We start from the raw sequence: 22,443 nt of genomic DNA on the forward strand, positions 1-22,443 counted from the left end.
AGCTAACAGCTAACAGCTAACAGCTAACAGCTAACAAATTTAAAGGTTGATGCCAATGGTATCAGCCTTTTCTTTTTAATTTCGGTTTAATAATTGATAGCAGAATGAATTGAGATTTAAGCGAAGCTAGGTTTTCCTAGAACAAGGAAGAGGAACGGACCTTTTTTAGTATAGGAAAGCGATAGTAAATGAGTACCGATGACGATGTAATAGGGAAACATAGACTGCTTAAACTCAAGGCATAAAAAAACGGGGTCCTATGGACCCCGTTTTTCTTATGAGAACGCTAGTTATAGCATTACTTCTTAGTAAGCTTCTCGCGGATACGAGCTGACTTACCAGAACGCTCACGTAGGTAGTACAACTTGGCACGACGTACTGCACCACGGCGTTTAACTTCGATGCTATCAACCATTGGAGAATGTGTTTGGAACGTACGCTCAACACCTTCACCGTTCGAGATTTTACGAACAGTAAATGCAGAGTGTAGACCACGGTTACGGATTGCGATTACAACTCCTTCGAAAGCCTGTAGACGCTCACGGTCACCTTCTTTTACCTTAACTTGAACTACAACAGTGTCACCTGGTGCAAACTTAGGTAGGTCTGATTTCAGTTGCTCTTCTTCAAGAGCCTTGATGATGTTACTCATTTTTTAAATTCCTAGAATAAACTGATACTAAATAAAATAGGTTACTGCTTACTTTTTATTAGAGCGATGCTCTTTAATAAATTCGGCCAGTAATTGTTCCTGTTCGTCAGTCAGAGCTAGGTTTTCCAAGAGCTCTGGTCTTCTTAGCCAAGTACGGCCCAGCGATTGTTGTAATCGCCAGCGACGAATATCCTTATGGTTACCTGACATCAATACCGAAGGCACCGATTTATCATCTAACATTTCAGGACGCGTATAGTGTGGACAATCTAACAAACCATTGGCAAAAGAATCTTCTTCTGCTGACGCAAAATCCCCTAATACTCCCGGAATAAACCGAGATACTGAGTCAATCAACGTCATGGCTGGTATTTCGCCACCCGTCATTACAAAATCACCAATTGACCATTCTTCGTCAACTTCGGATTGTATAATGCGCTCATCCACCCCTTCGTAGCGACCACAAATAAGAAGCAAGTTCTCATTAGTAGCCAACTCTTCAACACCTTGTTGGTCGAGTTTACGACCTTGAGGTGATAGGTAAATGACTTTCGTCTTTCCCGGTGAGGCTTGTTTTGCCGTATGAATAGCTTCGCGCAAAGGCTGAACCATCATAAGCATTCCAGGACCACCACCGTAAGGTCTATCATCAACAGTGCGATGTTTGTCGTGAGTGAAATCGCGAGGATTCCATGTCTCTACCGACAAGAGACCTTTTTTAACCGCTTGACCTGTTACTCCAAAATCAGTAACGCTGCGGAACATTTCTGGAAAAAGGCTAATTATGCCAACCCACATGTTTTCACCAATATAAACTTGGTTCTATTCGCAATGTTACTTGGAGTTAGAATCCAGGATCCCAGTCAACTTCGATCCGTTGAGCTTTGCGATCAACTAATTTGATCACTTGCTCTTCAAGAAACGGGATTAATCGTTCCTTTTGTCCGAAAGCATCTTTTAGATTTGCTTTCACTACGAGAACATCGTTGGAGCCGGTTTCCATGACATCCGTCACTTTACCTAAATCGTAACCTTTGGTGGTCACAACTTGCATTCCAAACAATTCACGCCAGTAGAATTCTTCTTCTGACAATTCCGGTAATGATGCAGGGTCAATAGCAATTTCGAAATTGGTTAGTAAGTGCGCTTCTTCGCGAACTTCCAAACCGGCTAGTTTAGCCACCATAGCTTTGCTATGACGCTTCCAGCTTTCTACTTTGTACTCAACCCACTCGCCCTTTATTTTAATAAACCAAGGACTGTAATCGAAAATGCTCTCAGCATTGTCTGTGTAGGAAAAAACCTTAAGCCAGCCGCGAATGCCATAGGTAGCACCAAACTTGCCCATAACAATTTTTTCGTTTTGCTCACTCATTGTTTCTTTTCCTTTCATCGACATAAGCTACTTCTCTATAAATAAAGAATTAAGCCGCTTTTTTAGCGTCTTTTACTAGCTTAGCTACGCGGTCAGATACAGATGCGCCTTGACCAACCCAATGGTTAACGCGATCTAGATCTAAACGTAGACCTTCTTCTTGACCAGTAGCAGTAGGGTTAAAGAAACCTACTTTTTCAATGAAACGGCCAGTTGCAGCGTTGCGGCTGTCCGCTACTACGATTTGATAAAATGGGCGTTTTTTTGCGCCGTGACGTGCCAAACGAATGGTTACCATGTCGTCCTCTTTTGCTTTCTCAAAAATAAAATTAACCCCAAGAACCGTTCATTAAAAGGACAGTTTGGGGTCTCGTGCCAAAATAAAGCCTCGGAATTTTACTCTTATTCCGAGGCAATGCAAGGCTTTTAGCTACTTTTTCGCCACCACAAATGGTGAGTAGAATTTGTGATTTAGCTAACAGGTTGATAATAAAGTTAGCTAAAGTCTGTTTTGCTCGCTAGTGAGTGGTTTCGAAGATCGAAGTTAGCGACCAAATGGATTGAAGCCACCGCCTCCACCCATTCCGCCCATACCACCGCCGCCCATCATGCCTTGCATATTGCGCATCATGCCTTTCATACCGCCTTTTTGCATTTTCTTCATCATCTTCTGCATTTGAGTAAATTGCTTTAATAAGCGATTCACATCTTGCACTTGAGTACCGGAACCTGCAGCAATACGCTTTTTACGTGAACCTTTAATGAGTTCAGGGCGTTTACGTTCTTTCATTGTCATAGAGCAGATGATCGCTTCCATCTGCTTAAACATTTTGTCATCTACTTTATCTTTAACGTTATCTGGCACGTTGCCCATACCAGGCAACTTATCCATCATTCCCGCCATTCCGCCCATGTTAGACATCTGACCTAACTGCTCGCGGAAATCTTCTAAATCAAAGCCTTTTTTCTCTTTAAATTTCTTCGCTAACTTTTCAGCTTTGTCGGTATCGACGTTACGTTGAAGGTCTTCAATAAGAGATAAAACATCACCCATGCCTAGAATGCGTGATGCAACACGGTCTGGGTGGAATGGTTCTAGTGCATCGGTTTTCTCGCCAACACCCAAGAATTTAATCGGCTTACCGGTAATATGACGTACAGATAACGCTGCACCACCACGTGCATCACCATCAACTTTGGTTAGGATGACACCAGTAAGCGGTAGCATATCGCCGAATGCTTTTGCTGTATTTGCGGCATCTTGACCCGTCATTGCATCGACAACAAACAGTGTTTCTACCGGGTTGATAGCAGTATGAAGCTGCTTAATCTCAGCCATCATCTCTTCATCGATAGCTAAGCGGCCCGCAGTATCGACAAGAAGTACGTCGTAAAACTTTTTCTTAGCGTGATCAATTGCAGCGTTTGCAATATCAATCGGCTTTTGATCAGCAGACGATGGGAAGAAATCGACACCGACATCTGTTGCTAGTGTCTCTAGCTGTTTGATTGCCGCTGGGCGGTAAACATCGGCAGAAACAACCAGAACTTTCTTTTTATCTCTTTCACTTAATAACTTAGATAGTTTGCCGACGCTGGTTGTTTTACCTGCACCTTGCAAACCCGCCATTAAGATCACAGCAGGTGGCTGCGCTGCTAAATCAAGCGCTTCATTGGATTCACCCATCACGGCTTCAAGCTCAGCTTGAACAATCTTGATGAACTCTTGGCCCGGTGTTAGAGATTTAGAAACCTCAACACCCACAGCGCCTTCTTTAACGCGCTTTACAAAATCACGTACAACAGGAAGGGCTACATCAGCTTCTAACAACGCCATGCGAACTTCGCGCAACGTCTCTTTAATATTATCTTCGGTCAAACGACCTTTACCGCTGATATTTTTCAGCGTTTTGGACAATCGATCAGTTAAATTCTCAAACATCTTTTTACTCTTCGCTATCAGGCGACAAATTATGATGAGTATACATTAGCCACGGTGGTAGTCATACCCGTTGTCACAGCCTTCTTAAGATTTGATATCTCATCTATTGCAATTCTATCTGGATATGCGATAGCCCAAGCGCTTGATGCAGGTTATAATTCGTTAATTAATCGACAAAACTTGTGATATTAATGGATAACTTAGTCGCTGTTACTTCTGCAATTTTATATGCGCTCGCGATCGCAACGATTATTCCTGGGTTAGTCCAACAAACAGGGATCAAATCTAAAACTGTCTTTACGAGTGCTGCTATTGCGCTGGCTTTGCATGGCTGGTTATTAAGTGATCTTATATTTAATGGTAACGGACAAAACCTTAGCATCCTCAATGTTGCGTCATTAATCAGCTTTATTATCTCTCTTGTTATGAGCATTGCGATGCTGAAAACAAGATTATGGTTTTTGCTTCCCGTGGTGTATAGCTTCTCAGCCATCAACTTAATGGGAGCAACATTTATATCCAGTGCCTTTATTACCCATTTGGAAAATGAGCCAAAGTTACTCCTTCATATTTCCTTAGCACTGTTCTCGTATTCTACCCTTTCCATTGGTGCACTGTACGCGCTGCAACTTGCATGGCTTGACCACAAGCTTAAGGCAAAAAAAGCGTTGGCGATTAATCCAAACTTGCCACCTTTGATGATGGTTGAACGTCAGTTATTTAAGATCATTCTTATCGGAACGCTTCTGTTAACTGGTACGTTGATTACTGGTGCATTTTTTGTTCAAGACATGTTTGCCCAAGGTAAAGCACATAAAGGCATTTTGTCGTTTATTGCTTGGGTTATCTACTCAACCCTTCTTTGGGGTCATTACCAAAAAGGCTGGCGTGGACGTAAGGTAACTTGGTTTGCTGTCGCGGGCGCAACGTTACTCACTTTGGCCTATTTCGGAAGTCGATTTGTCAAAGAGATCATTCTGACTTAACTCATTCACCTGTGACTCACTCATTTTGGTAATAACTAATTGTATTATTATCTTGTTAGTTAACTAACAAAACGAGTAAGTGACTCTTCTTATTACCTTTTAATAGGGTTCAATGTTATAGCACCATTGACATCTTTATTATTATCGGTCATAAATTAAGCAATAGATAAAAAGGGAAATTTTAGATTGGACGACATCTCCACAGTTTTTTTGTTCACGTTACTTGGCTGTTTGATCGTTATCTCCGGATACTTTTCAGGCTCAGAAACGGGAATGATGTCTCTAAACCGTTATCGGTTAAAGCATTTAGCCGGAACAGGGCACAAAGGTGCAAAGCGTGTTGAAAAACTGTTAAGCCGACCAGACCGATTGATTGGTCTGATTCTTATCGGCAACAACCTAGTTAATATCCTCGCATCGGCCATCGCTACTATCATAGGTATGCGCCTATATGGTGATGTGGGTGTAGCTCTCGCCACCGGTTTGCTGACCATGGTTATTTTAGTCTTTGCTGAAGTGACGCCAAAAACGATCGCAAGCTTATACCCTGAACGTGTTTCCTACGCGAGCAGTATCCTGCTTCTTTTCTTAATGAAAGTGCTTTCTCCATTGGTTATTTTGGTGAACTTTATTACCAATGGCTTTATTCGTTTATTAGGCGTGAAAGCAGAGCACAATAAAGAAGATCATTTAAGTTCGGAAGAGTTGCGCACGGTTGTTAACGAAGCTGGAAACCTCATTCCACAACGTCACCAAGATATGTTGGTATCCATTCTGGATTTAGAGCATGTTACGGTCAACGACATCATGATCCCTCGAAATGAAATTACTGGTATCGATATCAACGATGATTGGAAGTCTATCGTTCGCCAACTCACTCACTCACCTCATGGTCGAGTTGTTCTTTACCGCGACCAAATTGATGAAGTAGTTGGAATGTTAAGGCTTCGAGAAGCGTATCGCTTGATGCTTGAGAAAAATGAATTCAATAAAGAGACACTGTTGCGTGCGGCTGATGAAGTTTACTTCATTCCTGAAAGCACCCCTTTGAATGTACAGCTTTTAAAATTCCAGCGTAATAAAGAGCGTATAGGGCTGATTGTTGATGAGTATGGCGACATCAATGGTCTTGTTACCTTAGAAGATATATTAGAAGAAATTGTTGGTGAGTTTACGACCTCCATTGCGCCAAGCTTATCGGATGAAATAACACCTCAAGCTGACGGAAGCTTTCTGATTGAAGGGAGCACCAATATCCGAGATATCAACAAAGGTCTCCAATGGAAGCTGCCAACCGATGGGCCAGTTACCCTTAACGGTCTTATTTTAGAGCACTTAGAAGATATTCCAGAAAGCCATATCAGTGTTCGAGTCGCTGAACACCCAATGGAAATTGTTGAGCTTGAAGAAAATAGAATCAAACTAGTCAGAGTATTTCCAAAGCTGACTTAGTCCTCAGTATATGAATACAGGACACAAAAAAAGCCTTGAGTGTTTCTCAAGGCTTTTTTATTGCGTTTCTTATAATCTGTGACAATCTAAAAACTAGTCGACTTTCAACTCATTTAGCATTGCTTCTGGCAGTGCAAGTTCATCGTTTTTATTTACTAAAATTCCCGCTGCAATAATATTTTTTGCAATTTGTTGAGCGTCAGACAATGAGTGCATTGCAGCCGTTCCACACTGGTACTCGTTCAGCTCTGGGATCTTATTTTGATCAGCCACTTTTAATACATCTTCCATTGCCGCTAGCCAAGCTGCAGCTACCGCATCTTCACTTGGTGTACCAATAAGGCTCATGTAGAAACCAGTACGACAGCCCATTGGAGAGATATCAATAATCTCCACTGAGTCGCCATTTAGGTGATCACGCATAAAGCCTGCGTATAAGTGCTCAAGCGTATGAATACCTTCTTCTGAAAGAATGTCTTTGTTTGGTGCAGTGAAGCGTAGATCAAACACCGTAATAGTATCGCCTTTTGGCGTTTTCATTGTCTTTGCAACACGAACTGCAGGTGCATTCATACGAGTGTGGTCAACGGTAAAACTGTCTAATAACGGCATTGCTTTTCCCTCAATTATCGATGGGCATAAGTCTTTCGTTACTCATGCCACATACCTGCCCCAGCCCTGCGGCTAGTCTCTTTTAATTATGTTTAACGACTTGGTACATCCCACTATTTCAAATAAGAGAAATAGCTTTCTAAGTACTGGTCAAAGTCATCTGTATCATTCGATTCTTGTGTGGCTTGAGCTTGTCTCGAGCGAACCACCTCAGATTCCATCTCTTGTTGAGAGTATACTTTATATTGATGCTGCTTATATTGCTCGCGATACGTCAAACCAAGTTCACAGCCGAGCTTACCTAAACCACCGTGCTGCTTTGTCATCGCCAGTAATTGTCCGGAAATCGTTAACTCTGGATCATCAATCCATAGAAGCAATTTATCACAAACATCTTGATATGCTCGACCGCCATGTTCTTCATCCATTGAGCGGGCAATCAGAATAAGATCATCAAACACTCGCTTAGCCCAGTCTTGCAGAGTCAATTGCTCTCCGCGACAGCCAATTTGAAGCTCTAGACCCGTCTTACGCCCTTCAACAATCACTTTATTCCAATTATCACGCCAGCACTCAAGCTCACAGTCATCCATAGGATCTGAGTCGCTTAATGTCGCCCACGTTAGGAACAGATCAAGAAAACGAACCTGTTCTTCGGTAATACCTACCGAGCTAAAAGGGTTTACATCTAATGAACGAACTTCGATATATTCAACGCCAGCTCGCTCTAGCGCCTCTGACGGTTTTTCATCAGATCGCGCAACACGTTTAGGGCGGATTGGAGCGTACAGTTCATTTTCAATTTGTAGAACATTACTATTTAGCTGTCGGTATTCACCTTCAACTTTAATACCAATGTTGGCAAACTCTTCTGAAGGGGTGCGAATCGCTTTATTTAGCCCCTCTAGGTATTGGTCGAGACTGTTAAAGCCAATCTTCAATACGCTTTGAGCGCTATTGGTATAGCCTAAATCACTTAGCCTTAATGAGGTTGCATGAGGTAGATATAGGGTCTGATTAATATTTTCAAAAGGCAGCTTTGTTTCTCTTCCTTTGAGGAAAGAAGAACATAGCGCTGGTGACGCACCGAAGAAGTACGGGATCAGCCAACCAAAGCGGTAGTAATTACGAATAAGGCCAAAATATGACTCTGATTTACTCGCTTCACGTTCACCTTGCTCTTGCTCGCCATGCAAAGCATCCCAAAACGCTTCAGGAAAAGAGAAGTTAAAATGCACACCAGAGATGATTTGCATCAAACTGCCGTAACGGTGTTTTAACCCTTCACGATAAAGAGTTTTCATCTTACCGGAGTTAGACGTACCGTAATAAGCAAGATTAATGTCATCTTCACCACCCACATAGCAAGGCATCGACATTGGCCACATCTTCTCTTCACCCAAATTAGTTTGAGTAAAGTGGTGGATATCTTCCAGTTGGTAAACCAACGTAGAGACATCATTCGATACTGGGGTAATGAACTCTAATAAAGATTCAGAAAAGTCTGTCGTGATCCATTCATTTGAATACGCTGAGCCTAATCCTTCAGGGTGTGGTGTGGTCGCAAGGTGTCCGTTTTGGTGATAGCGCAGAGTCTCACGCTCAACACCACGTCCATATTGCTTAAACACGTCCGATTGTTTGGCTATCAAACCTAGCCTAGCAGCAAAATCAGTCAAAATGAGGGTCACTTATGTTCATATTTAGGCGCTGCAAGAAAAACTCACAGTTTAACTGGCGCTAAATAGGTTGTTAGAATTTGGGCGGAATAGTCCGCCCTTTATAAATGTGTACTCTAACGGATGATTTCAAGCTCTTCTATCGGAATTTCTAATTTTTCTAACTCCGGTATTAAGCTCTCGGTATCGCCAACCACGATTATCTGGTAGTCATCTGGGGTAAACCATTTCTTAGCCAGTTTATCCAATGTTGATTTATTCACAGTATCGACGATTTGATTTCTCTGTTGAAGGTAATCCTCATCCAGACTGTAAGTAAGGATATTACTCAGTAGCGCCGCTTTTTGTGATGGGGTCTCATATTTTAGTGCATCTTGCTGGCCAACCGCCAAGCGTAAAAAATCTAGCTCAGCTTCAGTTATGCCCTCTTCACTAAATAGTGCGAGCTCTTTTTGTATCTCCACTATCGAAGCAACCGTTGAATCCGCACGAACTTGAGCGTTGAATACAATAATGCCGACTTCTCTGTTCGCCGCTAAATAACCACTCGCGCCATAGGTATAACCCTTATCTTCACGAAGATTCTGGTTGATTCGACTATTAAAATTACCAGCTAAATTAAAGTTAGCCAGTTGGGTTAAATAAGTCTCTCCGGTTGCATCAAATGAGCGCCCTTTTCTTACTAAGCGAACAACACTTTGAGGTGCATGAGGTTTATCTACGACGTATATTTTTTGCTCTGTTAACGGTTTTACCACTTGAGGTCTAAGCAGTGGCGATACTTCCCCTTCCCAGTCAGAAAAGAACGCTAACTCTTTTTTAATGTTGTTCTTATTAATGTCTCCCACTACGACAATTTGAGCTCCATGTGGCGTGTAGTGTTTATTATAAAACTCTGTCACATCCTCTAAGGTGAGGTTTGACAAAGAGGCTTCTGTTCCGTCACGAGAACGAGCAAATAGAGATCGACCAAAGACAACCTGTCGTGTTGCTTGAGAAGCTAACCAACTAGGTGTTTGGTGACGATAAACAATGCCTTCAAGCATCTGTTTTTTAACTCGTTCAAAGTCATCTTCATCGAATTTAGGCGCAAATAGAATCTCTTCAACAATCGCAAGCGTTGGGGTTAAATTCTTCTCAAGTGCAGAAACGCTGATTGAGGTCGTGTAAGAGCCAGCACTCACACTAATGTGACTACCTAGTTTATCTAACTCGGCTTTTAGTGCTTCTAAAGTGCGATGTTGGGTTCCCTCTTCCAGTAAAGAGGCCGTCAAATTAGCTAAACCCTCTTTGCCTTTAGCGACGTGCCTTTCTCCAGCGGGTAGATAAAATTCAATTTGAACGGTCGGGGTTTCCGTTGTTTTCGTGCCTAGCAGCTCTGCACCATTGTCAAAGTAGATCTCATACAGTTTAGGCATCTGAGCCTTCACGCCACCCGCTACCGGCGGCATAATAGAGCGGTCAAAACTGTCTTCTGCTTTGCGTTGCTCAAGTTGGTCATCGGCTATTTTCTGGTATTCTGGAAGTGTTCGCTCAGCTGGAGCAAAGTCCGCCTCTTTTACAGCCAACTCCATTTTACCTCTAGGAATAACACTAAGCGTCACTTTTGGCTTCCCTTGAAGATAGCTTTGGTACACAGACATCACTGTTTCAGGGGTGACTTCGTGGATCTGCTGTAGATGTGTTTCAATGCGATCCGGCTGGCCATAGAAGGTCTGGTTAGAGGCAAGCTGGGTTACTTTTCCACGAACACTCTCTAGTGCAAATACAGCATTGGCTTCAGACATGCCTGTAATTTGGTCAAGACGCTCTTGCTGTACTCCTTGCAGGGAGAACTCTTCAAGTGTTTCCATCAACTCTTGATAAAGAGGTGTCAGGTTACCTTCACCACCAGATGCGCCCATTGCATATACATAAAATGTACATGACAGTTCAGCACAGTCTTGAAATGCGCCTGCATCTACCGCCTTTTGAGTTTTCACTAGGCGTTGGTAGAGCAAACTGTTCGCCCCCCCACCAAGTACATTGGCTAATGAATCTATCGACACTTGCTGCTCGTGTCCACGGTACTCTGTAGGCCACCCAACAACGACCATTGGCTGCTGAATACGATCTTCTAAAGTCAGATAACGATCTTCTGTTAATTGAGCAGGCTGCTTAGGTGCTTTTTCTACTTCAGGCCCCTTAGGAATAGAGCCGAAATATTGATTAAGCCAAGCAAGTGTCTCATCTTCATCGAAATCTCCACCTATGGTGATCACGGCATTATTAGGACCGTACCAACGCAAGAAGAAGTCTTTCAAATCATTAACATCAACACGATCAAGGTCTTCTACATAACCGATTGGTTGCCATGAATATGGATGACCTTCTGGATAAATTGCTTCGCCCATCCGCTCCCACATCAATCCATAAGGACGATTATCGTAACTTTGTGCACGCTCATTTTTTACGGTATCTCGTTGAATCTCAAACTTGTGCTGAGAGACTGCATCCAGCAAGAACCCCATACGATCCGACTCTAGCCAAAGCACTTTTTCAAGTTGATTAGAGGGTACCGTTTGAAAGTAATTGGTTCGATCACGATTTGTCGTGCCGTTTAATGTGCCACCAGCTTCAGTAATAATTCTGAAGTGCTCTTGATCACCGACATTCTCAGAACCTTGGAACATCATGTGCTCAAAAAAATGAGCAAAGCCCGATTTACCAACGTCTTCACGTGCTGAACCAACATGATAGGTAACATCGACGTGAACCAAAGGATCCGAGTGATCTGGAGAGAGAATAACGGTTAAACCATTATCTAACTGATACTTTGAATAGGGGATCATCACTGCGTCAGGTGTTTGAGACACTTCTTCAATTAGAGTCATCCCTTCCGGCACTGAAGAGAAAAAAGGAACGGAAGGAATGGTGTAACTTGAACAGGCTGAAATAGTAAGGAGGGAGAACGCTCCTAACCAAATGTTTCTCATGATGTTTCCTTAAAAAAAACCAAAATAGATTGCAGCTAATAAGCTATATCGAAGTGCTTTGCCGATCAGAATAAGAACAAAACAAGGTAGTAAGCGCATTCTTAGCCAACCTGCGGCTAAGCAGAGTGGGTCACCAATAATTGGGAGCCAACTAAATAATAACGTCCAGTAGCCGTATCGATTAAGCCAGCTAATAGCTTTATGACCATGCTTTTCTTGTTGAGTTCGATTAGGTAACCATAACCCCAACCAATAGTTAGTCATACCACCAAGGGTATTGCCCAAAGTCGCAACAACAATAATAATCAGAGTAGAATATTGATTCAGGCTGAGTGTGGCAATTAAACCCGCTTCAGAGCCACCGGGTAATAAGGTGGCGCTCAAGAAACCACTAATAAAAAGTACCCATAAAGCTGAATCAGAGAACCAAAGAGCAAAAGTTTCAAACGCGGTAGTAAATGTCTCTAGCATTGCATATCAAGTAACACCTTGCCTCGCGTATGCCCTGTTTCTATTTGCAGATGGGCATCTTGCGCTTGGGTAAAAGGGAATATTTGTTGGATTTCAACTTTAAGTAACCCAACACTGACCATATAAAGCATGGTATCAAGTTGCTCAGGATCTGGGTCAACTAACATGCCTGTTGCTTCAAACCCAAGCAGTTTGGCTTTTTCACAAATTAACTCAGCAGAGAGAGTCGGTACAGTAACAACACGTGCGCCATCTTTTAAACACTTCAATGCATCCAAAGCAGCATCACCACCCACTAAATCAATCAACACATCTACTTCTTCAACTCTTTCTGATACTGGAGCGAATTGGTAATTGATAGCATGTGCACCAAGGGTTGCCAGATAATCAAGATTACGCTCACTGCAGGTAGTAAACACTTCAGCTTTTGCAGCAATCGCGATTTGTATCGCCAAGTGCCCGACACCGCCTGCCCCTGCAAGAATAAGAACACGGTCGCCTTCCTTTACTTCTGCTTTATTCAACGCTTGAGCCGCGGTTTGGCCCGCTAAAGGAAGGACCGCAGCCGCTTCTAGTGTTACAGCATCAGGAATGAGGCTAAGCTCACTCTCTGCAACACAGACATACTGGCTATAGCCTCCACCTTGAAGTGGAAAGCCAATAAAGCCTGCAACATTGGCCCCTTGCTCAAAGCGCGATGAATCATCACCCACCGCAACGACTTTACCTGAAATATCATAGCCAGGAACCCAAGGTAAGTTATCTTTATTTTGAGCAGCTGCCCAGCCAAGACCTGCACGTGTTTTTACATCAATAGGGTTAACCCCGGAAAAAGCAACTTTAACAAGTACTTCGCCAGATTTTGGTTGGGGCACTTCGGAAGTAAGAGTGGCAAGGACATCTGCTTCACCAAACTTGGTAATTGCTATTTGCTTGTTTTCCATCTGTTCTATTCCCTATTGAAAAAAAGAAAGGGATGCCGAAGCATCCCTTTGAATATATAACATTTCTTTCAATTAAGTTAACTATTAGCTCGCAATTTAACCATCAACTGACCAAATGCGCTTTTGTTAACCAGCTAATCATTATTAACCGAGCCATTCTTATCAACCGATCAGCTATTATCAACCGACCAAGGCAAGAAGAATACCTGCAGCAACCGCAGAGCCAAGTACACCGGCTACATTTGGTCCCATAGCATGCATCAGCAAGAAGTTTTGTGGATTAGCCTGTAAGCCAACCTTATTCACAACACGCGCAGCCATCGGTACAGCGGAAACACCTGCAGCACCAATGAGTGGGTTAATATCTTCTTTAGAGTACTTGTTTAATAGCTTAGCCATCAAAACACCAGCGGCTGTACCTATACTAAAGGCAACAGCACCAAGTAATAGAATACCTAGCGTTTTGAAGTTCAAGAACTGCTCTGCTTGAAGTTTAGAACCAACACCAAGACCTAAGAAGATCGTTACGATGTTAATAAGCTCGTTTTGCGCCGTTTTTGATAAACGATCAACCACACCAGCTTCACGCATCAAGTTACCTAAACAGAACATACCGACTAAAGGTGTCGCTGATGGTAGGAACAAGATAGTCATCAACAGTACAGCAAGTGGGAAGATGACCTTCTCCGCTTTGCCAACATGTTTCAGCTGAGCCATTTTAATCTGACGTTCTTCAGGCGTTGTTAAAGCCTTCATAATTGGTGGCTGGATAATCGGTACTAATGCCATGTAGCTATAAGCGGCTACCGCAATTGCCCCAAGCAGCTCTGGTGATAGCTTACTGGCTAGGAATATAGCCGTTGGTCCATCTGCACCACCAATGATTGCGATAGAAGCGGCATCTGGCATTGAGAACTCCATACCAGGAATATAGTTAAGCATAATCGCACCAAATAGCGTTGCGAAGATACCAAACTGAGCCGCAGCCCCAAGCCATAGTGTTTTAGGGTTTGCAATCAGAGCACCGAAGTCCGTCATTGCCCCTACGCCCATAAAGATAAGCAGTGGGAAAACACCTGTTTCAATACCAATGTAATAAACGTAATAGAGCAAGCCACCCGGATCAGTAAATCCTGCATTGGGGATATTTGCTAGTATTGCGCCAAAGCCAATAGGCAGTAAGAGTAACGGTTCAAAGCCACGAGTGATCGCTAAAAATAACAGAATTGCACCAACTAGCATCATGCATAGCTGGCCAAATTCAAAATTAGCAATCCCTGTCTCTGACCATAAGATCATCAATCCTTCCATGGTGATCCCTTACGCTAAGCTTAGAAGTGGTGAGCCAACAGTCACGGCATCGCCCTCTTTCACATGAAGATCTTGTACGATACCACCACGAGCAGCACGTACTTCTGTTTCCATCTTCATTGCTTCAAGTATCAATAACACGTCACCTTCGGCAACTTGAGCGCCAGCTTGGACGTTCACTTTGAAAATGTTACCGGCTAGTGGCGCTGGTACAGCTTCAGCGTTACCCGCAGAGGCTGCTACAGGAGCTGCTTGAGCTGACGCTTGAGTTGGCACAACAGACGTTAGCTCCCCTTGAGGGCCTACTTCAACATCAAATACTTGACCATCTACTTTCACGCTGTAACTTTCAATACCACCTGGAGCCGCTTTAGCAGCAACTTGTGGTTGAACTTGTTCTACGCTAGGTGCCGGTTCAAATGCTTCAGGGTTACGACGATTTTTAAGGAACTTCAAACCAACTTGTGGGAAAAGTGCATAAGTTAATACATCATCAACTGTATCTTCAGCTAAAGATATGCCATCCGCTTTTGCTTTTTCTAAAAGCTCTGTGGTTAATGTATTGAGCTCATTTTCAATCAAATCAGCAGGACGACAAGTTACCGGCTCAGCACCGTCTAGTACTTTTGCTTGTAGTGCTTGATCAACTTCAGCAGGAGCAGCACCATATTCACCCTTCAGCAAACCAGCTGTCTCTTTAGTGATGCTCTTATAGCGCTCACCCGTTAATACATTAATTACCGCTTGAGAACCTACAATTTGCGATGTCGGCGTAACCAGTGGGATATAACCCAGCTCTTTACGAACGCGTGGGATCTCTTCAAGAACTTCATCAAGACGATCAGCTGCGCCTTGTTCTTTTAGCTGGCCTTCCATATTGGTAAGCATGCCACCAGGAACTTGAGCAATGAGAATTCGTGAATCAATACCTTTAAGTTGGCCTTCCCATTTTGCATATTTTTTACGTACTTCACGGAAGTAAGCTGCAATAGGCTCAATTTGATCAAGTTTTAAATTAGTATCTCGCTCTGTGCCTTCAAGCATCGCGACAACTGTTTCAGTCGGCGTATGTCCGTAAGTACAGCTCATTGAAGAGATTGCGGTATCAAGAATATCGATACCTGCTTCTACGGCCTTCACCGCTGTTGCAGTCGAAAGACCAGTCGTAGCATGGCAATGGAGTGCGAGAGGAACATCACATGATGCTTTAATACGTGTAATGAGCTCTTCAGCCTCATAAGGCTTTAAAAGGCCAGACATATCTTTAATACACAAAGAGTGACAACCAAGGTCTTCTAAGCGCTTCGCCAAATCTACCCATGTATCTGAATTATGAACAGGGCTTGTCGTATAAGACATAGTTCCTTGCGCATGTGCACCAACATCAATGGCAGCTTTAACCGATGTTTGGAAGTTACGTACGTCATTCATCGCATCAAAGATACGAAATACATCCATACCATTGGTATGAGCTCGTTCGACAAATTTCTCTACCACGTCATCCGCATAGTGGCGGTAACCCAGCAGGTTCTGACCACGCAGTAACATTTGCATTGGTGTATTTGGCATCGCTTTTTTTAATTCACGCAGACGCTCCCAAGGGTCTTCCCCTAGAAATCGAATACAAGAATCAAAGGTGGCACCACCCCAAGTTTCAAGTGACCAATACCCGACTTTATCCAACTCTGCCGCAATAGGCAGCATATCTTCAATACGCATACGCGTAGCGAATAGTGACTGATGGGCGTCACGAAGGACCACATCCGTAATAGCTAGTGGTTTAGACATGCTCATTAACTCCTTTTAATCCTTAAAAAATCTATTTAGCTGTAACTGTACGATGTTGGTGAACGGCAGCTGAGATCGCTGCAACAACTTTCGGACTGATAGCAGAAGGATTTGATTGAACTTTATTATTTTGAATTGGTGTGGAAAACGTCTCTGGTGCTTCTGTTGGCACTAGTTTCGACATTAACCGAACGAGGTATACAAGAATAGTTAGGAAAATAAATACGACTGACATTCCCGTAATCATCAGGGTTGCAGCGTCGCCTAGCAGGCTTCCAATATTTGTCATGTTGCTTCCTTTCTTTGTCATCCTGACAATTTATGTGCCGACGGTTCCAGTAAACAGTGTCGACAGTGATCTAGGATTATCTCGATTGGTAAAAGTTTGTCAATTTTGTTTAATCAACTCTTTATGATAAAACACAAATCCGGTGGATATTTCACCGTTCAAATCACATAACTCTGAAAATTTAATGCTTTTTAGGTAATAAAACTAGCCAATTTATGGACGTTAATACAAATTTTGAACGAATACTGAGATGGAGTTAATAGTTATTGGATTTTTCTTTTAAAACAACGAGTTGTGATTTTAAAGTTATCAGAATGATAATGAGATGTTAATTAAAAAGCCTCGCTAATTAGCGAGGCTTTCGTATAGTGGCGCGTCCTGGAGGATTCGAACCTCCGACCGCCTGGTTCGTAGCCAGGTACTCTATCCAGCTGAGCTAAGGACGCGTGGGGTTTTGATATTAATAACTAAGATAAGTATCAACATCAGGATTAATGAAAACCCTTAATAGTGGCGCGCTCTGGAGGATTCGAACCTCCGACCGCCTGGTTCGTAGCCAGGTACTCTATCCAGCTGAGCTAAGAGCGCACGGGTTTTGATATTGAATTGTCTAAGTTGCGGTAAAGCTAATTAGATCTTCAATATCAGGATTAATGAAAACCCTAAATAGTGGCGCGTCCTGGAGGATTCGAACCTCCGACCGCCTGGTTCGTAGCCAGGTACTCTATCCAGCTGAGCTAAGGACGCACGGTTTTGATATTGGAACACTTTACTTATAAAGCAAATTTCAACATCAGGATTAATGAAAACCCTAAATAGTGGCGCGCTCTGGAGGATTCGAACCTCCGACCGCCTGGTTCGTAGCCAGGTACTCTATCCAGCTGAGCTAAGAGCGCACAAGGTTTCGATACTGAATTCTCTATTAACTTAGTGTTAATTAAGTTATCAATATCAGGATTAATGAAAACCCTAAATAGTGGCGCGTCCTGGAGGATTCGAACCTCCGACCGCCTGGTTCGTAGCCAGGTACTCTATCCAGCTGAGCTAAGGACGCACAAGATTGTGAACAATATCACAATTTATTTCTTTTGGAACAAAAAAATTGACCTAAGGCCAATAAATGGCGGAGAGGGAGGGATTCGAACCCTCGATGCGGCTATAAACCACATACTCCCTTAGCAGGGGAGCGCCTTCGGCCACTCGGCCACCTCTCCACATTATATCTTTCATTCTAATAAGAAGTGACTCTTAAAAAGAATGGCGCGTCCTGGAGGATTCGAACCTCCGACCGCCTGGTTCGTAGCCAGGTACTCTATCCAGCTGAGCTAAGGACGCACATTTTGTTCTCTGTCTGTTTGCCTGCTAAAACAAACAATTATTTGTATGCTACAACAAATAAGCAAGAATGGCGGAGAGGGAGGGATTCGAACCCTCGATGCGGCTATAAACCACATACTCCCTTAGCAGGGGAGCGCCTTCGGCCTCTCGGCCACCTCTCCGTCTTGCGGAGGCACATATTACGATTTACCGAAAATATGTCAAACACTTTCTTGGCAAAAAGATTAAAAAAAACGTCAACCGTTTGCAATTTAATCAAAGCGATGTGAAATCACTCTTTTTACTCGTATTATCTGTTTTAAACTCACAAAAAAGGCCAGCATAGATGCTAGCCTCTTAGATATTAGTAACTGCCGCCAGGTGCAACGTTACCATTACCTTTTTCTGCTTGGATTCGCATGTAGATCTCTTCACGGTGTACAGAAACCTCTTTTGGAGCATTTACACCGATACGAACCTGATTACCTTTTACACCAAGAACAGTGACAGTTACTTCATCACCGATCATAAGAGTTTCGCCAACACGGCGAGTCAAAATTAGCATTACTAGCTCCTTGAGTAGTCTCTAAATAAATTTGCTACGAAAGCATTATCTAACAAAAGTTATATTTTCGTAAACAATAATGTTAATCAATATTAGCCTAAAAGCACGTGTTTCTTTTGGCCATCGAATGCTTGGCTTTGGGCAATATAAGCATCATGTAGCACATAAGCTGCATTATCTACGCAATCTTTAGATAAAACAATCGTCAATGATTCATTCTCAATAAAATCGCTGACAACGTTAATATCACGTCCTATTAACAACTGCTTTGATGACTTAATCAATCCTTTTGCTCGCAAGCCAACGACCGTTAACAGGCTTACCTCTGAACTATTACGGATTTTGTCACTGAACACCAGATCCAATTTAGAAATTGAGTCATGTTCAATCACAATGCTCACGTGATCTGGATGTTTGATCACATTCCAGATGGTGATCCCGAGCATTTGGCACTGTGTCGTCGCACTTGCTAAGTGTGCGGGCTCTATCTCGACCAATAGCATATTTCGACTTATCGCGATTCCTGCAACGTTTTTGGACGCTACCTCTCCTTGAATCAAACTGCCATTGTTCGTTTTGAAAGTAGAAAGAACTCGAAGCGGTACATTGTTTTTCCATGCATATTGAACTGAGGGCAAATGTAATACCTTGGCACCTTTACGGGCCAACTGCTCCATCGATGGAAAATCAATAACATCTAGTTTCTTAGCATTGGGAACCACTCTTGGATCGCAAGTGTAAATGCCATCAACATCAGTAAAAATCTGACACTCTTTCGCCTTTAGTGCCCCAGCTAACGTAACAGCACTGGTATCTGATCCGCCACGCCCTAAAGTCGTGATGTCTCCGTTATCATTAATCCCTTGAAAGCCAGCTACAATGACTATGTTGTCTTGCTCTAGTCGGCTTTCAATCGCATAGGTATCAATGCATTTGATCGTGGCGTCATTATGTTGGTTATCTGTCTGTATGCTGGCTTGTGTTCCTGTTAGTGAACACGCTTTATACCCAAGTTTACTGAGCGCCATAGCAAGCAGTGCCATCGAGACTTGCTCTCCAGATGACAACAAGACATCAAGCTCGCGCGCGTTTGGCACACTGTCGATCTGCTTTGCCAAAGACATTAAGCGATTCGTCTCTCCTGACATAGCTGACACAACAACCACAATATGATTGCCTTGATTCTTAGCATTAATAATATGTTTGGCGACAGTATGAATCGATTCAATCGTTCCTACTGACGTCCCACCAAATTTTTGTACGATAACGGGCTTTTTCACCAGCCTTCACCTTCCCAAGACTAAATCTTATTGGACCTACAGAAACAAACTTCATAGGTATGTAAAAGAGAAAAACCAAGTCGTCTACTTGGCTCTGTATTTCGGCCAATTAAACCACTTGGTTCTAATAACATTGTTATGCTCAATCAAAACTTTTCAATTAAGCATACTTTTTTTGCTAACGGTTACTTCAAGCGCTCTTGTAACCAAGCACGAGTAGAAGTAAGTGCTTCAGGTAATGCTTCGATATCATTACCACCAGCTTGAGCCATATCAGGACGGCCACCGCCTTTGCCACCAACTTGCTCTGCAACCATCTTGACTAGATCACCAGCTTTCACTTTGCCGATAAGATCTTTAGTCACGCCAGCGATTAGGCCAATCTTGCCATCGTTAACGTTCGCAAGAAGAATGATGCCACTACCAACGCGATTCTTAGCTTCATCAACCATTACGCGTAAGTTTTTGTTGTCACCGCCTTCGATGGCAGCAACAAGAACTTTTGTACCTTCGATCTCTTCAACCTTACCCATGATGTTCGCGCTTTCCGCAGCAGCCATCTTGCCTTTCAGTTGTTGGATCTCTTTTTCTAATTGCTTTGACTTGCTAGCAGCTTCGCTGAGTTTCTCTTCATACTGAGCTTGCTGTGCATCAACAGCATCCAACGCCGCTTCACCAGTCACCGCTTCAATACGACGAATACCCGCAGCAATGCCACCTTCCGATGTGATCTTAAATAGACCAATGTCACCCGTGTTGCTTGCGTGAATACCACCACAAAGCTCTGTAGAAAACTCACCCATTGATAGTACGCGAACTTCATCATCATACTTCTCACCAAACAGTGCCATAGCACCTTTTTGTTTAGCAGACTCGATATCCATGATGTTAGTTTCAATAACGTGATTTTGACGAACTTGAGCATTAACCATACGCTCTACTTCTTTCAACTCAGCAGGTGTAACCGCTTCTAAGTTAGAAAAGTCAAAACGTAGATTATTTGGCTTAACCAATGAGCCTTTCTGAGCAACGTGGTCACCAAGAACAGAACGCAAAGCAGCGTGTAGTAAGTGAGTTGCTGAGTGGTTCAAAGTAATGGCAGCGCGGCGTGATGCATCAACCTTTGCGCTTACTTCGTCGCCTTTAGCGAATACACCTTCAGAAAGTACACCGTGATGGGCAATTGCATTGCCTAGCTTTTGTGTGTCTTCAACAGTGAATACACCAGCGTCAGTAATCAACTGACCTGCGTCACCACATTGTCCACCTGATTCTGCATAGAACGGCGTTTCATCTAATACGATGATCGCTTTGTCACCAGCAGAAAGAGTAGAAACTTCTTCGCCTTCAACAAAAAGTGCTGATACCTTGCTGCTGCCTGTCGTTGCTTCATAACCACAGAACTCACTTTCACTATCAATTTTGATAGTCGCGTTGTAGTCGGTACCAAATTGGCCCGCTTCACGAGCACGTTTACGCTGCTCTTCCATCGCCTTTTCAAAGCCAGCTTCATCAATAGACAATTCACGCTCACGCGCAACATCATTAGTTAAGTCAGCAGGGAATCCATAAGTGTCATACAGTTTGAAGACAGTTTCACCGTCTAGTACGCTGCCTTCTAGATTATCAAGAGCCTCATTTAAGATAACCATGCCACGCTCTAGAGTTCGGCTAAAGTTCTCTTCTTCAATACGCAGAACTTTTTCAACAATAGCTTGCTGCTTCTTAAGCTCTTCACCCGCCGTGCCCATGACTTCAATAAGTACAGGAAGCAGTTTATGGAAGAATGAACCTTGAGCACCTAGCTTGTTACCGTGACGTACTGCACGACGAATAATACGACGAAGTACATAACCACGGCCTTCATTTGACGGCATAACACCATCAACAATGAGGAATGCACATGAACGAATGTGGTCAGCAACCACACGTAGAGACTGATTAGAAAGATCGTCATGACCAATCACTTCTGCCGCTGATTTGATTAATGTTTGGAAAACATCAATTTCATAGTTCGAGTGAACGCCTTGCATAATTGCAGAGATACGCTCGATACCCATACCCGTATCAACAGCCGGTTTTGGCAGTGGTTCCATCGTGCCATCGGCATGACGGTTAAACTGCATAAATACGTTATTCCAGATCTCAATAAAGCGATCGCCATCTTCTTCTGGCGTTCCAGGACGCCCGCCCCAGATATGCTCACCATGATCATAGAAGATTTCAGTACATGGACCACAAGGACCGGTGTCGCCCATCTGCCAGAAGTTATCTGACTCAAACGCCTTACCACCCTCTTTATCGCCAATACGAACGATACGATCAGCAGGAATACCTACCGTTTTGTTCCAGATATCAAACGCTTCATCGTCTGTTTCATAAATGGTAACAAGCAGACGTTCTTTTGGAAGCTGTAGAGTTTCAGTTAGAAACTCCCAAGCAAACGCAATAGCATCTTCTTTGAAGTAGTCACCAAAGCTGAAGTTACCAAGCATTTCAAAAAAGGTGTGGTGACGAGCAGTAAAGCCAACGTTTTCTAAATCATTGTGTTTACCACCAGCACGTACACAACGCTGAGACGTAGTCGCTCGCGTGTAGGCTCGTTTCTCTGAGCCTAAGAAGCAATCTTTGAATTGGTTCATACCTGCGTTTGTGAATAGCAGGGTTGGATCGTTATGTGGAACTAACGATGAACTGTCTACGATTTGGTGTCCTTTGCTTTCAAAGAACTTAAGGAACGCGTTGCGAACCTCATCAGTGCTCATGTACATGCAGCTCTTCCTGAAAATTATCGAGTTAGAATTT

At 43.1% G+C, this 22,443-nt stretch carries 18 protein-coding genes and 8 tRNA genes; 2 read left to right on the top strand and 24 right to left on the bottom strand.

Translation table 11 applies throughout. The features are described 5' to 3' along the window. Window positions 1-298 precede the first annotated feature (298 nt). From rplS to ffh, 5 genes are all read right to left on the bottom strand, one after another. The gene (gene rplS / locus L4D20_RS08675; protein WP_428801179.1) at window positions 299-652 is read right to left on the bottom strand and encodes a 50S ribosomal protein L19; all 354 of its coding nucleotides are present in this window, start codon (window positions 650-652) and stop codon (window positions 299-301) included. 48 nt (window positions 653-700) lie between these two features. Continuing rightward, complete coding sequence (gene trmD, locus L4D20_RS08680; RefSeq protein WP_428801180.1) at window positions 701-1,450, bottom strand: tRNA (guanosine(37)-N1)-methyltransferase TrmD; 750 nt, start codon at window positions 1,448-1,450, stop codon at window positions 701-703. A 46-nt stretch (window positions 1,451-1,496) separates the two neighbouring features. Next, window positions 1,497-2,051, bottom strand: coding sequence for a ribosome maturation factor RimM (rimM, locus tag L4D20_RS08685; protein ID WP_428801181.1), 555 nt, complete (start codon window positions 2,049-2,051; stop codon window positions 1,497-1,499). A 25-nt stretch (window positions 2,052-2,076) separates the two neighbouring features. After that, window positions 2,077-2,325, bottom strand: a complete 249-nt coding sequence (rpsP, locus tag L4D20_RS08690; RefSeq protein ID WP_017036646.1) for a 30S ribosomal protein S16 — start codon at window positions 2,323-2,325, stop codon at window positions 2,077-2,079. A 246-nt stretch (window positions 2,326-2,571) separates the two neighbouring features. Further along, entirely contained in the window at window positions 2,572-3,969 is a 1,398-nt protein-coding gene (ffh, locus tag L4D20_RS08695) for a signal recognition particle protein (RefSeq protein ID WP_428801182.1), read from the bottom strand. A 191-nt stretch (window positions 3,970-4,160) separates the two neighbouring features. Here ffh and L4D20_RS08700 point away from each other — a divergent pair, with 191 nt between their 5' ends. Both L4D20_RS08700 and L4D20_RS08705 read left to right on the top strand, forming a co-directional pair. Beyond that, window positions 4,161-4,955 carry a cytochrome C assembly family protein gene (locus tag L4D20_RS08700; RefSeq protein WP_428801183.1) on the top strand — a complete coding sequence of 265 codons (795 nt, stop codon included), beginning with the start codon at window positions 4,161-4,163 and terminating at the stop codon, window positions 4,953-4,955. Between the two features lie 186 nt (window positions 4,956-5,141). After that, on the top strand, window positions 5,142-6,407 hold the full coding sequence (locus L4D20_RS08705; RefSeq protein ID WP_428801184.1) for an HlyC/CorC family transporter: 1,266 nt from the start codon (window positions 5,142-5,144) through the stop codon (window positions 6,405-6,407). A gap of 93 nt (window positions 6,408-6,500) precedes the next feature. Here L4D20_RS08705 and luxS read toward each other — a convergent pair whose 3' ends face one another. The 19 genes from luxS to alaS form a co-directional block, all read right to left on the bottom strand. Next, the gene (gene luxS, locus L4D20_RS08710) at window positions 6,501-7,019 is read right to left on the bottom strand and encodes an S-ribosylhomocysteine lyase (RefSeq protein ID WP_428801185.1); all 519 of its coding nucleotides are present in this window, start codon (window positions 7,017-7,019) and stop codon (window positions 6,501-6,503) included. A gap of 113 nt (window positions 7,020-7,132) precedes the next feature. Then, window positions 7,133-8,698, bottom strand: a complete 1,566-nt coding sequence (gene gshA / locus L4D20_RS08715; RefSeq protein WP_428801286.1) for a glutamate--cysteine ligase — start codon at window positions 8,696-8,698, stop codon at window positions 7,133-7,135. Window positions 8,699-8,814: 116 nt separating this feature from the next. Next, window positions 8,815-11,673: a M16 family metallopeptidase gene (locus tag L4D20_RS08720; protein WP_428801186.1), complete on the bottom strand. Its 2,859-nt coding sequence runs from the start codon at window positions 11,671-11,673 to the stop codon at window positions 8,815-8,817. A gap of 9 nt (window positions 11,674-11,682) precedes the next feature. Continuing rightward, a complete protein-coding gene (locus L4D20_RS08725; RefSeq protein ID WP_428801187.1) occupies window positions 11,683-12,144 on the bottom strand; it encodes a YqaA family protein in 462 nt (153 codons plus the stop codon). Then, entirely contained in the window at window positions 12,138-13,088 is a 951-nt protein-coding gene (locus tag L4D20_RS08730) for an NADP-dependent oxidoreductase (RefSeq protein WP_428801188.1), read from the bottom strand. The genes L4D20_RS08725 and L4D20_RS08730 overlap by 7 nt, the downstream gene beginning before the upstream one ends. Window positions 13,089-13,268: 180 nt before the next feature. Then, window positions 13,269-14,399: a sodium ion-translocating decarboxylase subunit beta gene (locus L4D20_RS08735; protein ID WP_428801189.1), complete on the bottom strand. Its 1,131-nt coding sequence runs from the start codon at window positions 14,397-14,399 to the stop codon at window positions 13,269-13,271. A 9-nt stretch (window positions 14,400-14,408) separates the two neighbouring features. After that, window positions 14,409-16,187, bottom strand: coding sequence for a sodium-extruding oxaloacetate decarboxylase subunit alpha (oadA, locus tag L4D20_RS08740; protein ID WP_428801190.1), 1,779 nt, complete (start codon window positions 16,185-16,187; stop codon window positions 14,409-14,411). A 31-nt stretch (window positions 16,188-16,218) separates the two neighbouring features. Continuing rightward, window positions 16,219-16,476: an oxaloacetate decarboxylase subunit gamma gene (locus L4D20_RS08745; RefSeq protein WP_428801191.1), complete on the bottom strand. Its 258-nt coding sequence runs from the start codon at window positions 16,474-16,476 to the stop codon at window positions 16,219-16,221. 369 nt (window positions 16,477-16,845) lie between these two features. Beyond that, a tRNA-Arg gene (locus L4D20_RS08750) sits at window positions 16,846-16,922 on the bottom strand. Window positions 16,923-16,987: 65 nt separating this feature from the next. Next, window positions 16,988-17,064, bottom strand: a tRNA-Arg gene (locus tag L4D20_RS08755). An 82-nt stretch (window positions 17,065-17,146) separates the two neighbouring features. Further along, window positions 17,147-17,223 (bottom strand) — tRNA-Arg (locus tag L4D20_RS08760). A 72-nt stretch (window positions 17,224-17,295) separates the two neighbouring features. Then, a tRNA-Arg gene (locus tag L4D20_RS08765) sits at window positions 17,296-17,372 on the bottom strand. Window positions 17,373-17,453: 81 nt separating this feature from the next. Next, a tRNA-Arg gene (locus L4D20_RS08770) sits at window positions 17,454-17,530 on the bottom strand. 67 nt (window positions 17,531-17,597) lie between these two features. After that, window positions 17,598-17,690, bottom strand: a tRNA-Ser gene (locus L4D20_RS08775). Between the two features lie 44 nt (window positions 17,691-17,734). Next, window positions 17,735-17,811, bottom strand: a tRNA-Arg gene (locus tag L4D20_RS08780). 71 nt (window positions 17,812-17,882) lie between these two features. Then, window positions 17,883-17,975 (bottom strand) — tRNA-Ser (locus tag L4D20_RS08785). Window positions 17,976-18,157: 182 nt separating this feature from the next. After that, window positions 18,158-18,358 carry a carbon storage regulator CsrA gene (csrA, locus tag L4D20_RS08790; protein WP_248007442.1) on the bottom strand — a complete coding sequence of 67 codons (201 nt, stop codon included), beginning with the start codon at window positions 18,356-18,358 and terminating at the stop codon, window positions 18,158-18,160. Window positions 18,359-18,450: 92 nt separating this feature from the next. Beyond that, window positions 18,451-19,638, bottom strand: a complete 1,188-nt coding sequence (locus tag L4D20_RS08795) for an aspartate kinase (RefSeq protein WP_428801192.1) — start codon at window positions 19,636-19,638, stop codon at window positions 18,451-18,453. A gap of 185 nt (window positions 19,639-19,823) precedes the next feature. Continuing rightward, window positions 19,824-22,409 carry an alanine--tRNA ligase gene (gene alaS, locus L4D20_RS08800; protein WP_428801193.1) on the bottom strand — a complete coding sequence of 862 codons (2,586 nt, stop codon included), beginning with the start codon at window positions 22,407-22,409 and terminating at the stop codon, window positions 19,824-19,826. Window positions 22,410-22,443 lie beyond the last annotated feature (34 nt).

Source organism: Vibrio kyushuensis (assembly GCF_050337325.1).
Taxonomy (GTDB): Bacteria; Pseudomonadota; Gammaproteobacteria; order Enterobacterales; family Vibrionaceae; genus Vibrio; species Vibrio kyushuensis.

Excerpts from the sequence above, each read along its gene's own strand:
- rplS (WP_428801179.1), bottom strand. The coding sequence starts at position 652 with ATGAGTAACATCATCAAGGCTCTTGAAGAAGAGCAACTGAAATCAGAC.
- trmD (WP_428801180.1), bottom strand. The coding sequence starts at position 1,450 with ATGTGGGTTGGCATAATTAGCCTTTTTCCAGAAATGTTCCGCAGCGTT.
- rimM (WP_428801181.1), bottom strand. The coding sequence starts at position 2,051 with ATGTCGATGAAAGGAAAAGAAACAATGAGTGAGCAAAACGAAAAAATT.
- rpsP (WP_017036646.1), bottom strand. The coding sequence starts at position 2,325 with ATGGTAACCATTCGTTTGGCACGTCACGGCGCAAAAAAACGCCCATTT.
- ffh (WP_428801182.1), bottom strand. The coding sequence starts at position 3,969 with ATGTTTGAGAATTTAACTGATCGATTGTCCAAAACGCTGAAAAATATC.
- L4D20_RS08700 (WP_428801183.1), top strand. The coding sequence starts at position 4,161 with ATGGATAACTTAGTCGCTGTTACTTCTGCAATTTTATATGCGCTCGCG.
- luxS (WP_428801185.1), bottom strand. The coding sequence starts at position 7,019 with ATGCCGTTATTAGACAGTTTTACCGTTGACCACACTCGTATGAATGCA.
- L4D20_RS08720 (WP_428801186.1), bottom strand. The coding sequence starts at position 11,673 with ATGAGAAACATTTGGTTAGGAGCGTTCTCCCTCCTTACTATTTCAGCC.
- L4D20_RS08725 (WP_428801187.1), bottom strand. The coding sequence starts at position 12,144 with ATGCTAGAGACATTTACTACCGCGTTTGAAACTTTTGCTCTTTGGTTC.
- L4D20_RS08730 (WP_428801188.1), bottom strand. The coding sequence starts at position 13,088 with ATGGAAAACAAGCAAATAGCAATTACCAAGTTTGGTGAAGCAGATGTC.
- L4D20_RS08735 (WP_428801189.1), bottom strand. The coding sequence starts at position 14,399 with ATGGAAGGATTGATGATCTTATGGTCAGAGACAGGGATTGCTAATTTT.
- oadA (WP_428801190.1), bottom strand. The coding sequence starts at position 16,187 with ATGTCTAAACCACTAGCTATTACGGATGTGGTCCTTCGTGACGCCCAT.
- L4D20_RS08745 (WP_428801191.1), bottom strand. The coding sequence starts at position 16,476 with ATGACAAATATTGGAAGCCTGCTAGGCGACGCTGCAACCCTGATGATT.
- csrA (WP_248007442.1), bottom strand. The coding sequence starts at position 18,358 with ATGCTAATTTTGACTCGCCGTGTTGGCGAAACTCTTATGATCGGTGAT.
- alaS (WP_428801193.1), bottom strand. The coding sequence starts at position 22,409 with ATGTACATGAGCACTGATGAGGTTCGCAACGCGTTCCTTAAGTTCTTT.